Genomic DNA, 15,672 nt, shown 5'->3' on the forward strand with positions numbered 1-15,672 from the left:
TCTTAAATACCCTTACTCACCTTAAAATAACCCATATTAACAGCACAGAGATAATGTCAGTGGCATTATGACGCCCTACTTACCATTGATATAATTTCCATATTAATAATAAAAAACATGAATTTTTATATTTCTTAATAAAAGCAATGTAAAAATTAACGTATATATTTGTCTCCTTTTAAATTTCTAGCCGTCAGGGGACAATCTATTTAATTTTCATTATTTATAAATATACCCCTGCCTGAGTTCTTATATAAAGAAAAAATTAGAGGCTATTATGAGAAAGTCATTACTTCTTACCCTACTTGCTATCTATTCAGTTAATGGCATGGCCAAGGCGGACTTTTATGCCGGCGAAAACATCGATTACTCGTCAGTCGTGATTAAATTAAGTGACCAGGGTCTGAAGGATATAGGCGAAGGCATACAAAGCAGGAATGGCGGGCAAAGCCTGTCGCTGTACGGCAGTGACGGGATTGAGATGAGGTTTGAAAAGCTGTTTAAGGAGACCCAACGCAGCTCACTGATTGGCCGTGCCGGCAATGCTAATGGCTTAAACAAGTATTTTGTGGTGAAAATTCCTGACGAAAAATCCAACGATGTCGAATACATAAACAATATCGTCAGAATGTTTGAAAATGATAAAGATATCGATGTTATTTATCCTGCAGCCAAACCAGCATCCATGGATGAATACGTCAGCGCATCTGGAGAGCTTCGCCATTTCTCATTAGACGATAATAAACCTTCATTACCCGAGCGCAACACCCGCCACGTTCCCTCCTTTGTCGATATGCAAGATTATCTTAAATCACCGGATGAACAGCGAACCGGTTATGCTCTGGGGGGCGTCAATGCGTTAAATGCACACAAGCATTATCCTGGCGCTAAAGGTGAAGGGGTAACGGTGATGTCCAACGAAAACGGACGTTGGAATAACGATCATATAGACCTGCCAAGAGCCATTTTCTCAATCGGCGAAGATATTGCAGCCTCTCGTTATCACGATACGATGTCTCTGGGTATTATGGCCGGAAAAGACAACGACTTTGGCGTATTGGGCATTGCCCATCAGGCTCAATTTGCCTATGTAGCCTGGCAAGTCTCTAATTTTGTAGATGGAATAAACTTACTAAAAGCAGGGGATGTAATCCAGGTTGGTCAGCAAAGATTAACATCTCTTATTCCAGCTTCTACATGCCGGTCTGGTAATTGTTTTGTGCCGGTAGAAATTGAGCAGGCCTGGTTTGATGCGATTAAGACCGCTACTGACAGCGGCATTCACGTCATTATGGCCGCAGGTAATGGTAACGTAAATCTTGATCACCCGGTTTTCCAGGGGAGATTTGATCGTAGCATCAGGGATTCTGGCGCCATTATTGCCGGAGCCGTTTGTGGGGACGATGGCAAAAAGGCCATATTCAGCACTTATGGTTCCAGAATCGATAGCGCAAGCTGGGGTTGCTGGGACATTGTCACTACCACAGTAGACTATAAAGCCAACCTATGGACTGAACCTAATGCGCAATATACCCAAGCATACTCAGGCACTTCAGCGGCTAATCCCATTATCGCCGGGGCTGCCGCCAGCCTGTCGGGGATAGCGAAACAATACGGCAGGTTACTCACACCAAGGCACCTGCGTAAGCTACTGACCGAAACCGGCACCCCGTTGGTGGATACCCATCAGCCGGTTGGCACCCAGCCTGATTTAATGAAGGCGGCGGAAAAAATGCTGGACGAAACCCCGGTAAATGAAAACCTGACCATTTCTAATTTGCGGACGGAAATCATCCAACAAGGGCGTTCAATCCTGAGTTTTAGCGTTCGGGCGGAAGGAAGCATGACGCTGGAGGCTGAAGTCACGGATCGACAAGGTAATAAAAAAGGCGTTGTTAAACAGAAAATTGAAAACGACAGCGTCACCGTGCATATCCCTCTGACCGACGTTACCGCGGGTAAGTATTCATTAAGATATAAGGCCGGCAATGAGAAAGGGGAGACGGTTAAACAGGAAACGCTGAGCTTTACGCTGACTGATGCCTCATCGGCAGCGCCCTGGGACAGTAACAAGGCCTATGACAAGCTCTGCAGTAGCGTGGCCTATGACGGCAAAGAGTGGCAGAACGGTTGGTGGACCCGAGGCGATGTGCCCGGTGCTGCCGGTGAATGGGGCGTATGGCGCGTAAAAGGCGCGGCTAACATGCACCCTGGCTGCTAACCGCTAACCCATCGAGAGTTACCTGTTTGTAGAAACCACCGGCCTCGTACAAACCAGGTAACTCTTTTACTAATGCCGTCAGGCAATCGCCTCGCAACCACCCTGGTCCAGGGGCACTTCCGGCTCGGCGGGCAGCACCATATAAGTCCCTTCAAACACCGCGCCTCTGTCATCGTCTCCGAACAGGTGGACTTCCGCCTGTACTCGAGCACGGCGGCCGCGTGCCAGACGCGCCAAATCACCGCTCAACGAACTGAGATCCGCCACTGCCCGCGGTCGGCCGGTGATCGGCTTGCTGTAACGGATATGCGCATCGGCCAGAATAATGGTGCCGCCCAAATGGCGCTCACGCAGCAACAACCAGATTAATCCCCAGGCGGTCAAGGTCGCCAGCGAAAACAGGCTACCGGCAAACAGCGTATGGTGCGGGTTCTGGTTGCCGATCTCCGGCATGGTGGTGACAAAGCGTTGACCCGTGTATTGGCTGATACGCACACCCATTTTCTCACTGAGCGGGATATGATCGTACCAGGCCTGCTGCAGCTGTCCGCACCAGTCGGGGCGATGCAGAATGTCGTCCAGCGTCGCCACGGGTTTGATCATCAGGAAGTGACGAATCGGCGTGGTCTGCGGAGCGGTGATCTCACCCTGATTGACGAAGCCCAGTTTGGCAAAGAAATCCACCGCATCTTCACGGGCGCTACACACCACCCGCTTTACGCTTTCCTGGCGTGCCACGGACTCCAGGGTCATGGCCACCAGCGTACCCAGGCCCTTGTCCTGCACCGTCGGGTCTACCGCCAGAAAACGAATCGCCGCCTCGTTGTCCGCATTGATATACAGCCGCCCAATAGCGACAATTTTCCCGCCCTCGTCCACCACCATTTGGTGATGCGCCATGGCGTCATAGGCATCCTTTTCCGACCCCACCGGCTGGTGCAGCGGCTTGCGCAGCATTTCCCAGCGGAACTGGTAATAATCCTTCAGTTCTTGTTCTGTTACCGGTACTCGTAGGTGATACATAGACGCTTTCTCTCTCAGAATACTTAGACTTGAAGCCAAAACGTCACTGGCCCGTCGTTCACCAGCGCGACTTTCATATCGGCCGCAAACTCACCGGTTTGAGTTTCTATGCCGCGCTCACGGCACTGGCCAACAAAATATTGGTACAACCGGTCGGCCTCCTGCGGTACCGCACCGCGAGAGAAGCTCGGACGCATCCCCTTTTGCGTGTCGGCCACCAGCGTGAACTGCGAGACCACCAGCAGGCTGCCCCCTGCCTGTTGGACATTGAGATTCATCTTGTCGTTCTCATCGCCAAAGATGCGGTATCCCAATACACGCTCACACAGGCGAACGGCCTTCTGCTCGTTATCGTCCTGTTCCACGCCCAATAACACTAACAAACCTGGACCGATGTTGCCTACTGTCTGACCTTCGACCGTGACGCTGGCATTTAATACCCGCTGAATTAACGCAATCATAACTGCCCTTCTGGTGGCTGAGCCTGTTGTTCCGCCTTCTGTTGGCGGTAGTCGCGGTATTCCCCAATGGTCACCGTGATTTCCGCACCGAGTAACACGATACACCAGCTCCAGTAGACCCAGAGGAATAAAATGGGGATCACCGCCAGCACGCCGTAAATCAGCTGGTAAGACGGGAACATGGTGATGTACAAGGCAAAACCCTTCTTGCCCAGCTCAAACAGCACCCCGGCCACCAGCGCACCGATCAGTGCATCCTTGGGTGGCACCCGCACCGTCGGCACAATGCAATACAGCAGCCAGAAGGATATCCATGACAGGATCAGCGGAAATATACGCAGTACCTGATCCACCAGGCTGTTGACACCGCTCTGCGCCAACCAGTTGAGCGACAGCAGATAGGAGCTGATCGCCATGCTGGCCCCCACCAACAGCGGGCCCAGGGTCAGTACCATCCAGTACACCGCGAAAGAAAACACGATTGGACGCTTATTTTTGCTGCGCCAGATGGTATTGAGCACGCTGTCCACCGAGGAGATCAACAACAGCGCGGTGACAATCAGCCCGCAAGTGCCGACGGCGGTCATCTTGTTGGAGTTGGCGACAAACTGCTCCAGATAATTTTGAATCACGTTGCCGGCGGCCGGCATGAAGTTGGAGAAGATAAAGCTCTTCAGTTGGACACTGATATCGGAGAACATCGGGAAGGCGGCAAACAGTGCGAACACCACGGTCACCAGTGGCACCAGCGACAGTAGGGAAACGTAAGCCAAATGGCCTGCCAGCATAGTCAGGCCATCGCTGTCGATGCGTTTGATCAGCAGCCGCCCAAAGGTGACGCCGGGTTTGATCGCAGAAGGCAGCTTCTTGCGGCGGAAAAATGACATAGCCACTCCTTGATGTCAGTTTGTACGCCTTAAGCTTAACCCTTTGCGGTCATTGGGCAAAATAAGCCGGCACCACGTCAGGATCGGTCACGTGCACCCCTTTAATCCCCAGAGCTTCAGCCGCGGCTACATTGGCCGCCACATCATCAAAAAACACGGCCTGGTCCGGCGGGGTATTTTCTGCGTTAAGAACGTGCTGATAGATGTTGGCGTCCGGTTTGCGCATACCGATGTCCTGAGACAGGTACAGATGATCGGCGGCTTCCGCCACTTGCGGGTAGTGTTGCGGCCAGTAATTGCAGTGCAGGCGGTTGGTGTTCGACAGCACCACGACACGGTGACCTTCGCTACGCAGACGTTTCATGATGTCGATCACTTCCGGGCGCAGGGCGACAAACACCGCCTGCCAACCGGTAGCGAACTGTTCGAAACTCAGAGCGATACCCATCTCTTCACTGAGTTGCCCGGCAAAATCTTCATCGCTGATTTCACCGCGCTCATGCTGTTGGAACAGCTCGCCCATGGTGAAACGTTCGGACAAGACCGCCAGCGGCGTACCGCTTAAATTGCTCCATACACCCAGTACACGTTTGAAATCGATATCGACGATCACATTACCTAAATCAAAGATATACAGCATAGTCCTCTCCTGATGGGCCGGTGAGATTTTACTGTAGCGGGAAAAACAGAGGCTGAATAGAGAGCAGGTGGAAAAGCGTATAGCACGCGGCAGAAATGGGAAAAGACAGAGGAAAAAACTCAGGGCGCTGGACGCGCCCTAAGTGTTGCAGACTAAATCAGCGATTAAGCTTCTTTAGGACCGCGGCTTGCACGCTTACGATCGTTTTCAGTCAGGTGACGTTTACGAATACGTACGGACGTTGGCGTAACTTCTACCAGTTCGTCATCATCGATGAATTCCAGAGCTTGCTCCAGGGACATCTTGATAGCAGGAACCAGGGTAGTCGCTTCGTCAGTACCGGAAGCACGCATGTTGGTCAGCTTCTTACCGGTCAGGCAGTTCACGGTCAGGTCGTTAGAACGTGAGTGAATACCGATGATCTGGCCTTCATACACTTCTGCACCGTGACCCAGGAACAGCTTGCCGCGATCTTGCAGACCGAACAGGGCGAATGCTACTGCCTTGCCCTGGCCGTTAGAGATCAGCACGCCGTTCTGGCGCTGGCCGATTTCACCCTGGCGCACGTCATCGTAGTGGCTGAAGGTGGAGTACAGCAGGCCGGTACCGGAAGTCATGGTCATGAACTCGGTACGGAAACCGATCAGGCCACGCGCAGGGATCAGGTAATCCAGGCGAATACGACCTTTGCCGTCTGGGATCATGTCCTTAACGTCACCTTTACGCTCACCCATGGCTTGCATGACTGAACCCTGGTGCTGTTCTTCGATATCCAGCGTCACGTTTTCGAATGGCTCTTGCATGCGGCCATCGATTTTACGGTTGATAACTTTAGGACGGGAAACCGCCAGCTCGAAACCTTCACGACGCATGTTTTCGATCAGAACCGACAGGTGAAGTTCACCACGGCCAGATACGCGGAATGCATCAGCATCTTCGGTTTCTTCAACACGCAGTGCCACGTTGTGCACCAGCTCTTTGTTCAGACGGTCGAGGATCTGACGTGAAGTCACGTACTTGCCTTCTTTACCACAGAACGGAGAGGTGTTGACGTTGAAGTACATGGTTACCGTCGGTTCATCAACAGACAGTGCCGGCAGCGCTTCAACCGCGTTCACATCACAGATGGTGTCAGAGATGTTCAGCTCGCCCAGACCGGTGATAGCGATGATGTCACCCGCTTCAGCGATAGGCGCTTCGATACGCTCCAGACCCATGTGGGTCAGAACCTTGGCAACTTTACCGTTACGGGTTTTGCCTTCGCTATCAATGATAGTGATCTGTTGGTTCGGCTTGACCTTACCACGCTTGATACGGCCGATGCCGATAACGCCCACGTAGTTGTTGTAGTCCAGCTGAGAGATCTGCATCTGGAACGGTGCTTCGAGCTCAACCTGCGGTGCAGACACGTGGTCTACGATCGCCTGATACAGCGGGGTCATGTCTTCCGCCATCTCGTTGTGGTCAGTACCCGCGATCCCCATCAGTGCAGAAGCATAGATGATTGGGAAGTCGAGCTGCTCGTCGGTCGCGTCGAGGTTAACGAACAGGTCGAAGACCTGATCAACAACCCAATCAGGACGTGCGCCTGGACGGTCAACCTTGTTGATTACCACGATCGGCTTCAGACCATTAGCAAACGCTTTTTTGGTCACGAAGCGGGTTTGCGGCATTGGGCCATCCATTGCATCCACAACCAGCAGCACCGAGTCAACCATTGACATCACACGCTCAACCTCACCGCCGAAGTCGGCGTGTCCTGGGGTATCCACGATGTTGATGCGGTAGTCTTTCCAATTAATGGCGGTGTTTTTAGCGAGGATGGTAATCCCACGCTCTTTCTCCAAATCGTTGGAGTCCATTACGCGTTCGGTGGCTTCTACACGCTCTCCGAAAGTACCGGATTGTTGCAGCAGCTTATCAACCAGGGTGGTCTTACCATGGTCAACGTGGGCAATAATGGCGATGTTACGCAAATTTTCGATCACAGCTTTGCCTCAGGCATTAGAAATAGCGCGCTATTGTACACGTATTAAGCGAGGGACTAAACAAGATCACAACAGTCTCTTATAAACAACTGTGTACAGGTCAGTATGTGATCCCTTTCACGGTGCAAAAAGCAGCATCTGGTGCACTTTTGCACCATTACAGTGCTCCATCACGCATTGATTGCACCATTTAGGTGCAAACCGTCACTGATGGTGCATACTGATTCTGTGCAAAAGCCGCGCAGAAAGGCGATTAAAGCGCTTTCGCAAAGTTGGCACAGTTTTCGCTTTAGTCTTTTCAAGACAAAAAAAGCCAGTTCCACAGATTCGTTCCACGACGAAGACAATGACAAATCCGGGAGAGTTAAGTATGTCCGCTGAACACGTTTTGACGATGCTGAATGAGCATGAAGTGAAATTCGTAGACCTGCGTTTCACTGACACCAAGGGTAAGGAACAGCACGTTACCATCCCTTCTCATCAGGTAAATGCCGACTTCTTCGAAGAAGGTAAAATGTTTGACGGCTCCTCGATCGGTGGTTGGAAGGGCATCAACGAATCTGACATGGTGCTGATGCCAGACGCCAGCACGGCGGTATTGGATCCGTTCTTCGAAGAATCCACTCTGATCATTCGCTGCGATATCCTCGAGCCAGGCACCATGCAGGGCTACGACCGTGACCCGCGTTCAATCTCCAAGCGTGCAGAAGACTTCCTGCGTTCTTCCGGCATCGCGGACACCGTGCTGTTCGGGCCTGAGCCAGAATTCTTCCTGTTCGATGATATTCGTTTCGGCAGCAGCATCCGTGGTTCCCACGTAGCTATCGACGATATCGAAGGCGCATGGAACTCCGGCACCAAATACGATGGCGGCAACAAAGGTCACCGTCCGGCAGTCAAAGGCGGTTACTTCCCGGTTCCTCCGGTCGACTCGTCACAGGACATCCGTTCTACCATGTGTTTGACCATGGAAGAAATGGGCCTGGTGGTTGAAGCTCACCACCACGAAGTGGCAACCGCAGGTCAGAACGAAGTGGCAACCCGCTTCAACACCATGACCAAGAAAGCCGACGAAATCCAAATCTACAAATACGTGGTTCACAACGTGGCTCACGCATTTGGTAAAACCGCGACCTTCATGCCGAAACCTATGTTCGGTGATAACGGCTCCGGTATGCACTGCCACATGTCACTGTCCAAGAACGGGACTAACCTGTTCGCCGGCGACAAATACGGCGGCCTGTCTGAAACTGCCCTGTTCTACATCGGCGGCATCATCAAGCACGCCAAAGCGATCAACGCCCTGGCCAACCCGACCACCAACTCTTACAAGCGTCTGGTCCCAGGTTACGAAGCACCGGTGATGCTGGCTTACTCAGCCCGTAACCGTTCGGCTTCCATCCGTATCCCAGTGGTAGCCAGCCCGAAAGCGCGCCGTATCGAAGCCCGTTTCCCGGATCCAGCGGCCAACCCATACCTGTGCTTCGCAGCTCTGCTGATGGCAGGCCTGGACGGTGTGATTAACAAAATCCACCCTGGCGATGCCATGGACAAAAACCTGTATGACCTGCCACCGGAAGAAGAAGCTGAAATTCCAAAAGTTGCAGGCTCTCTGGATGAAGCGCTGGCTGCACTGAGCGAAGACCGCGAGTTCCTGACCCGCGGTGGCGTATTCACCGACGACGCGATCGACGCTTACATCGATCTGCGTAAAGAAGAAATGGACCGCGTTCGCATGACGCCACACCCGGTTGAGTTCGAACTGTACTACAGCGTTTAAGTTTTACCGCGCCGTCTGCGGACGGCGCTCAGATTTAGTTGTCTTTTTTTGTTGCCGTGGAAACTTTCTGCCCATCTTCGGATGGGTTTTTTTCTCCACCGTATTTTCTGCAAAACTATTCCGTGCCGCACGCAGGGCGGATGGAGTAGGATAGATGCACTAAAAAGGTGCAGGAGTCTGCTATATGGCAACTGGCAAGCTGCCCGATGCTGGGCAGATCCTCAATTCTCTCATCAACAGCATCCTGCTGTTGGATGACTCGCTGGCGGTTCATTACGCCAATCCGGCGGCACAACAACTGCTGGCACAAAGTTCCCGTAAACTTTTCGGTACACCGTTACCCGATCTGCTCGGCTATTTTTCGCTGAATGTCGATCTTATGCGTGAGAGCCTGCGCGCCGGCCAGGGCTTTACCGATAGCGAAGTGACCCTGGTGGTTGACGGGCGCGCGCATATCCTCTCCCTGACCGCCCAGACGCTGTCTGAAGGCTATATCCTGATCGAACTGGCGCCGATGGATAACCAACGCCGCCTGAGCCAGGAACAACTGCAGCACGCCCAGCAGGTTGCCGCCCGCGATCTGGTTCGTGGCCTGGCGCATGAGATTAAAAATCCGCTTGGTGGGCTGCGCGGTGCGGCGCAGTTGCTGGCCAAGGCTCTGCCCGATCCGTCGCTGACCGAATACACCAAGGTGATCATTGAACAGGCCGACCGCCTGCGCAATCTGGTCGATCGCCTGCTGGGCCCACAACGGCCAGGCCAGCACATTACTCAAAGTATTCATCAGGTGGCGGAGCGAGTCTGCCAACTGGTGTCGCTGGAGAAGCTGGATAACGTAACGCTGGTACGCGACTACGACCCGAGCCTGCCGGAGTTGGCGCACGACCCGGATCAAATCGAACAGGTGTTGCTGAACATCACTCGCAATGCGCTGCAGGCGCTGGGTGAAGCCGGTGGCACCATTACGCTGCGCACCCGAACCGCATTCCAGATCACCCTGCACGGCACCCGCTACCGGTTAGCGGCACGTATCGATATTGAAGATGACGGCCCCGGCGTACCGGCGCAGTTGCAGGACACGCTGTTTTACCCAATGGTCAGCGGCCGCGAAGGCGGAACCGGCCTGGGTTTATCCATCGCCCGTAATCTTATCGATCAGCATTGCGGAAAAATTGAATTTAACAGTTGGCCAGGACATACCGAATTCTCGGTTTACCTGCCTATTCGCCAGTGAGGTTTTCTATGCAACGAGGGATAGTCTGGATCGTCGATGACGATAGCTCCATCCGCTGGGTGCTTGAACGCGCGCTCACTGGAGCGGGTGTGAGTTGCGTGACCTTTGAAAATGGCAATGCGGTACTGGAAGCCCTGGCCACGCAAACTCCTGACGTGTTGCTGTCTGACATCCGCATGCCGGGTATGGATGGTCTGGCGTTGCTCAAGCAGATCAAGCAGCGTCACCCCATGCTTCCGGTCATCATAATGACGGCACATTCGGATTTGGACGCCGCGGTCAGCGCCTACCAGCAAGGAGCGTTCGATTACCTGCCAAAACCCTTTGATATCGATGAAGCGGTCGCGCTGGTAGAGCGCGCCATCAGCCATTATCAGGAACAGCAACAACCGGCGCGCAGCCAGCCGGCCAACGACCCGGTGGCGGACATTATCGGCGAAGCCCCGGCGATGCAGGACGTGTTCCGCATCATTGGCCGTCTGTCGCGTTCATCGATCAGCGTGCTGATCAACGGCGAATCCGGCACCGGTAAAGAGCTGGTGGCCCATGCCCTGCATCGCCACAGCCCGCGAGCCAAATCTCCGTTTATCGCGTTGAATATGGCGGCGATCCCTAAAGACCTGATCGAATCCGAGCTGTTCGGCCACGAAAAAGGGGCTTTTACCGGTGCCAATCAGATCCGTCAGGGCCGTTTTGAGCAGGCCGATGGCGGGACACTGTTCCTGGATGAAATCGGCGATATGCCGCTGGATGTTCAAACCCGTTTACTGCGGGTGCTGGCCGATGGTCAATTCTACCGGGTCGGTGGATACGCGCCGGTGAAGGTGGACGTGCGCATTATCGCCGCCACCCATCAGAACCTGGAGCTGCGGGTACAGGAAGGTAAATTCCGTGAAGATCTGTTCCATCGCCTGAACGTCATTCGCGTACATCTGCCACCGTTGCGTGAACGTCGTGAGGACATACCTCGTCTGGCGCGCTACTTCCTGCAAGTGGCGGCAAAAGAGCTGGGCGTTGAGGCGAAGAATCTGCATCCGGAAACCGAAACCGCCCTGACCCGCCTGCCGTGGCCAGGTAACGTGCGTCAGTTGGAAAACACCTGTCGCTGGTTAACCGTGATGGCCGCCGGGCAGGAAGTGCTGATTCAGGATCTGCCGAGTGAGCTGTTTGAAACCGCTGCGCCGGAAACGGCCGGCCACAGCTTGCCGGACAGTTGGGCTACGCTACTGGCGCAGTGGGCCGACCGGGCACTGCGTTCCGGTCATCAAAACTTGCTGTCGGAAGCGCAACCGGAAATGGAGCGCACTTTGCTCACTACCGCGCTGCGCCATACCCAGGGGCATAAGCAGGAAGCCGCTCGCTTGTTGGGTTGGGGCCGCAATACGTTAACGCGCAAGTTGAAAGAGTTGGGAATGGAATAGTTTGCGTTGTTGATTATAAAAAACACAATCAAGCGCACAAAAAATCGACGACTTCAGGCTTTACAGCCGCTCTGCCGGCAGTATGATCGGGGCGCACACTCTGGAGGCTCTCGATGCTGGACTCATTGGTCGCATTCATTTCCCAAGGCGCGGAGCTTGGCTCTGCCGCCAGCCACACACCGCAGGCAGCCGTTGCTGCGGTGTTGTGCGCCGCACTGATTAATTTCTTCAGTTAAATTTCTAATTAAAAAAATGGCCGCTAATGCGGCCGTTTCTTTATCGATCAAATAACCCGAGAGAATTGCTGAGTGCGCGCCTGTTGTCGCAGGTAGATATCAAAACACATGCAAATATTGCGGATCAGCAACCGACCGCGCGGTGTAACGCGAATACCCTGCTCGTCACGCTCCACCAGCCCATCACGTTCAAACGGTGCCAGCAGTTGCAGGTCTTCGGCAAAATAGCCGGCGAAGTCGATAGCGAACTGTTGCTCTATTGCCAGATAGTCCAGTTTGAAATTGCAGATCAGCGTTTTGATTACCTCACGCCGCAGACAGTCGTCTTCCGTCATCGCCAGGCCGCGCCACAAGGCATGCCCCTGCGCCTCAACGCTACTGTAATAGGTCTTCAGCTCTTTCTGGTTCTGGGCATAGCTGTCCCCCAGCATGCTGATGGCGGATACGCCCAGCCCCAGCAAATCGCTGTCACCCTGAGTGGTGTACCCCTGGAAGTTGCGGTGCAGTTTCCCTTCGCGCTGTGCCACGGCCAGTTCATCATCCGGGCGGGCAAAGTGGTCCATGCCGATAAACTGATAGCCGGACTCGGTCAGCGAGGCGATGGTCTGCTGCAGGATATCCAGTTTCTGCTGCGCGCTCGGCAAATCCGCATCTTTGATTTTGCGTTGGGCTGCAAACAGGTTCGGCATGTGGGCGTAGTTAAATACGCTGAGACGATCCGGGTTGAGTTCCGCCACCCGCTGCAGGGTGTAAGCAAAGCTCTCCGGCGTCTGCTTTGGCAGCCCGTAGATCAAATCAATATTGGTGGAGTTAAAGCCCAAAGCCTTGGCGCGAGCGATCAGAGCGAAGATAAAGGTTTCATCCTGCTCACGGTTCACCAGCCGCTGCACTTCTTTATTGAAATCCTGCACCCCCATGCTCAGGCGATTAAAGCCTTCGCTGCGTAAATGATCGAGCACATCCAGCTCAATCTCACGCGGATCGACTTCGATCGACATTTCCAAATCGGGGAGAAAATCAAAGTGTTGGCGCAGCATTGCCACCAGCTTGCTGATTTGCGACTTGCTCAGGTAGGTCGGCGTGCCGCCACCCCAATGCAACTGACCAACTTTACGCCCGGCAAACAGAGGCGCGCGCTGGGCGATTTCCTGTGCCAGCACCGCCAGATATTCATCGGCCTTGTGCGTCTGACGCGTCACCAGTTTATTGCAGCCACAGAAATAGCAGAGTTTGTGGCAGAAAGGGATATGCACATACAGCGACAGCGGACGTTCTGGATAGCGCGCAGCAGCGCGTTGAAACGCCGCTTCGTCATAGCCCTGGTTGAACTCCAGCGCTGTGGGGTATGAGGTATAACGCGGCCCTGAATAGTTATATTTCTGGATCAGGGCCAGATCCCAGACAATTGCCTGCTCTGACATGCTCACTCCTTCCGATATTTTTTTCTACCGGGCCGGGAAATGGGCAGTTGTCTACGCTGTCTGGCCGCGGAAGCGCTGCGAAAACGCGTTTTGCGTTTAGACAGCCGCCATAGTTTACCGAATAACCACAGCAGATAACACATCAAGAGTAGGGCTATTGTCAGGATCAGCCACATGACGCGTTAAATTACGTCTTTTGGGTTACCGCCTTTCAGCAGCTTCAGGATATCTTCCCGCTTCTCTTCTTCTTCTTCGTCGTCATCACCCAATTCAATGCCCAATTGCTCCATCAGGGCATCGATACGATCCAGCGTCTGATCAACATATTTCTGATCTTCGGCGCTCAGAGTCTCGCCGTCATCAATGCGATCCAGCAGTGCGTCCAGACGCTCATCATTTTCCAGCTTGGCCAGTTCTTCTTCCGGCGTCAGACGTGGCTTAGGCTTGGCTTCAGCTTTCGGCTTGGGTTGCGGTTTGGCTTTTGGCTTATCTTCAACCACCAGCGCTACCGGCACTTTGCTGCCGATACGCGGATCTTTGGCCTGGGCCGCCGCTTTATTTTTTTGATTGGTGGACTCAACCTGGGTGCGAGAACCGGAAGCGAGACCACGGCGTTTTTTCGCACGCTTGTGTTCACGGGCTTCCTGATCGAGCTCCGCACGGCTTTTCTTTTTGTTTTTCGGCGTCGCCGCGCTGCTGCGTGGGGCGCGAGGTGCTTTTGATGGCTGGTTCATAGCGTATGCTCTTAGGTATGTAGATTCAGTATAGAGATAGATGCTATACGATTGCGGCGGAATCTAGCAGAAAGCGGACAAAGAAAAAAGGCGGCAGGTTAAACCTGCCGCCTTTTTGCACCCTCTTTCGAAGGATATTCCTGCTACGCGCTCCGTGCGCACACTCAACATCCTGGTTTTTCCTTTTGCTATAAACGCATTCCCTGCCGCACTACGTCCTTCATCCTGAAAGAAAAATCGTCCCTGGCACAATCCCTGCACATCCACTCTTCCTGAGCGCGCTTCCTGCGGGCATCCAAATTGCAGTGACTTCACCATCCTTGTGCTATTCGCAAATTCAGATGCAAATAGGTCAATTCCTTCTGGGTTCATCCTGGCACTCCAGCACTTCCTGTGCACTCCATGAGATTTATCACCCTTCCCGGATGTTCCTTAATCCTGCACAGCCTTGTGCTGCAACCTACTTTACGCTATCAGGAGTTAGGCTCAAGGTAGCGGCCGGGCAATTGGCATAACAAAAAACACATCGGAGAATTAACATTCTGTTTTTAAAGGTAAAGAATAAAAACAGCTTTCGAATAAAGCGACATTGCCCCCTATTCGAATGGCGAATGTCTCACAAGCTCGCTGAGGTCTGACTGCCACGCCCTGCTGGCCCGATGCTTAAAAACAGAGAAACACACCATTTTTACCGCTGATGCAGTTATAATCGCCAACCAGTTAGCCATCCTTGCGGAGACGAAAAATTTTGACCAGCAAGAATTACAATTATCATGTGACCCATTTCGTCACCAGTGCGCCCGATATTCGCCATCTTCCGGGGGATGAAGGTATTGAAGTTGCGTTCGCCGGTCGCTCTAATGCCGGTAAGTCCAGCGCGTTAAATACCCTGACCAACCAGAAAGGTCTGGCGCGTACCAGTAAAACGCCGGGCCGTACCCAGCTGATTAACCTGTTTGAAGTGGAAGAAGGCATTCGCCTCGTCGACCTGCCAGGTTATGGCTACGCCGAAGTTCCTGAAGAGATGAAACGCAAATGGCAGCGTGCGCTGGGTGAATACCTGCAAATGCGTAACTGCCTGAAAGGCCTGGTGGTGCTGATGGATATCCGCCATCCGTTGAAAGATCTCGACCAACAGATGATTCAGTGGGCCGTCGAAGTCGGTACGCCGGTCCTGCTCCTGCTGACCAAAGCGGACAAGCTGGCATCTGGCGCGCGCAAGGCGCAGCTCAATATGGTGCGTGAAGCGGTAGTGCCGTTTATGGGCGATATCCAGGTTGAAGCCTTCTCCTCACCGAAAAAAATCGGCGTCGACAAGCTGAGCCAGAAACTGAACACCTGGTTTAACGAGATCCCACCGGAAGTACTGCCGGAAGATGACGACACCGCCGGCGAATAACAACGCCCCAGGTGCCGCAGTAGCCGATGTGGAAACACATCGGCTTTTTTGCGTCTGCGATCCGCGAAATCAGGCCTTTTTCGTTATCTAATTACAGTTTTGACTGAAAATCATCATAAATTCTTATGACCATTTAACGATGAGAGCTCAGCGGATGAGCAAATTCAGGGGATCAAACGAGGAAAAAGCGTTTCGGAGAGAATAGGAAAAACTTATGGCTTGGCTTT

At 53.2% G+C, this 15,672-nt stretch carries 13 protein-coding genes; 6 read left to right on the plus strand and 7 right to left on the minus strand.

All coding sequences use genetic code 11. The features are described from left to right. Positions 1 to 277: 277 nt before the first annotated feature. A complete protein-coding gene (locus ACNT1W_RS01840) occupies positions 278 to 2,221 on the plus strand; it encodes a S8 family serine peptidase (RefSeq protein ID WP_419246342.1) in 1,944 nt (647 codons plus the stop codon). Positions 2,222 to 2,299: 78 nt separating this feature from the next. Here the strand turns inward: ACNT1W_RS01840 and fabY are convergent, their stop codons facing one another. From fabY to typA, 5 genes are all read right to left on the minus strand, one after another. Further along, positions 2,300 to 3,244 (minus strand): fatty acid biosynthesis protein FabY, encoded by a 945-nt coding sequence (fabY, locus tag ACNT1W_RS01845; protein ID WP_012147544.1) that lies wholly within the window; start codon positions 3,242 to 3,244, stop codon positions 2,300 to 2,302. 23 nt (positions 3,245 to 3,267) lie between these two features. Then, positions 3,268 to 3,705 carry a D-aminoacyl-tRNA deacylase gene (gene dtd / locus ACNT1W_RS01850; RefSeq protein WP_012147545.1) on the minus strand — a complete coding sequence of 146 codons (438 nt, stop codon included), beginning with the start codon at positions 3,703 to 3,705 and terminating at the stop codon, positions 3,268 to 3,270. Further along, entirely contained in the window at positions 3,702 to 4,592 is an 891-nt protein-coding gene (locus tag ACNT1W_RS01855) for a virulence factor BrkB family protein (protein ID WP_419246343.1), read from the minus strand. Before ACNT1W_RS01855 ends, dtd begins: the two co-directional genes overlap by 4 nt. 49 nt (positions 4,593 to 4,641) lie before the next feature. Continuing rightward, positions 4,642 to 5,232, minus strand: a complete 591-nt coding sequence (gene yihX / locus ACNT1W_RS01860; RefSeq protein WP_012147547.1) for a glucose-1-phosphatase — start codon at positions 5,230 to 5,232, stop codon at positions 4,642 to 4,644. A gap of 164 nt (positions 5,233 to 5,396) precedes the next feature. Then, positions 5,397 to 7,220: a ribosome-dependent GTPase TypA gene (typA, locus tag ACNT1W_RS01865; RefSeq protein WP_012147548.1), complete on the minus strand. Its 1,824-nt coding sequence runs from the start codon at positions 7,218 to 7,220 to the stop codon at positions 5,397 to 5,399. Positions 7,221 to 7,590: 370 nt separating this feature from the next. Between typA and glnA the strand changes: the two genes are divergently transcribed. From glnA to ACNT1W_RS01885, 4 genes are all read left to right on the plus strand, one after another. Beyond that, on the plus strand, positions 7,591 to 9,000 hold the full coding sequence (gene glnA, locus ACNT1W_RS01870; RefSeq protein ID WP_012147549.1) for a glutamate--ammonia ligase: 1,410 nt from the start codon (positions 7,591 to 7,593) through the stop codon (positions 8,998 to 9,000). Positions 9,001 to 9,184: 184 nt separating this feature from the next. Next, on the plus strand, positions 9,185 to 10,234 hold the full coding sequence (gene glnL / locus ACNT1W_RS01875) for a nitrogen regulation protein NR(II) (RefSeq protein WP_419246344.1): 1,050 nt from the start codon (positions 9,185 to 9,187) through the stop codon (positions 10,232 to 10,234). 8 nt (positions 10,235 to 10,242) lie between these two features. After that, positions 10,243 to 11,655: a nitrogen regulation protein NR(I) gene (gene glnG, locus ACNT1W_RS01880; RefSeq protein ID WP_012147551.1), complete on the plus strand. Its 1,413-nt coding sequence runs from the start codon at positions 10,243 to 10,245 to the stop codon at positions 11,653 to 11,655. Between the two features lie 113 nt (positions 11,656 to 11,768). Then, positions 11,769 to 11,891, plus strand: coding sequence for a YshB family small membrane protein (locus ACNT1W_RS01885; protein WP_017894468.1), 123 nt, complete (start codon positions 11,769 to 11,771; stop codon positions 11,889 to 11,891). A gap of 47 nt (positions 11,892 to 11,938) precedes the next feature. Here ACNT1W_RS01885 and hemN read toward each other — a convergent pair whose 3' ends face one another. Next, on the minus strand, positions 11,939 to 13,312 hold the full coding sequence (gene hemN, locus ACNT1W_RS01890; protein WP_017894469.1) for an oxygen-independent coproporphyrinogen III oxidase: 1,374 nt from the start codon (positions 13,310 to 13,312) through the stop codon (positions 11,939 to 11,941). A gap of 182 nt (positions 13,313 to 13,494) precedes the next feature. Beyond that, positions 13,495 to 14,046 (minus strand): Der GTPase-activating protein YihI, encoded by a 552-nt coding sequence (yihI, locus tag ACNT1W_RS01895; protein ID WP_012147553.1) that lies wholly within the window; start codon positions 14,044 to 14,046, stop codon positions 13,495 to 13,497. 748 nt (positions 14,047 to 14,794) lie between these two features. On the opposite strand from yihI, the gene yihA reads away from it, so the two are divergent. After that, positions 14,795 to 15,445: a ribosome biogenesis GTP-binding protein YihA/YsxC gene (gene yihA / locus ACNT1W_RS01900; protein ID WP_012147554.1), complete on the plus strand. Its 651-nt coding sequence runs from the start codon at positions 14,795 to 14,797 to the stop codon at positions 15,443 to 15,445. The last annotated feature ends 227 nt before the right edge of the window (positions 15,446 to 15,672 follow it).

The sequence above is a fragment of the Serratia sp. NFX21 genome (assembly GCF_048517035.1).
In the GTDB taxonomy this organism is placed as follows: domain Bacteria; phylum Pseudomonadota; class Gammaproteobacteria; order Enterobacterales; family Enterobacteriaceae; genus Serratia; species Serratia quinivorans.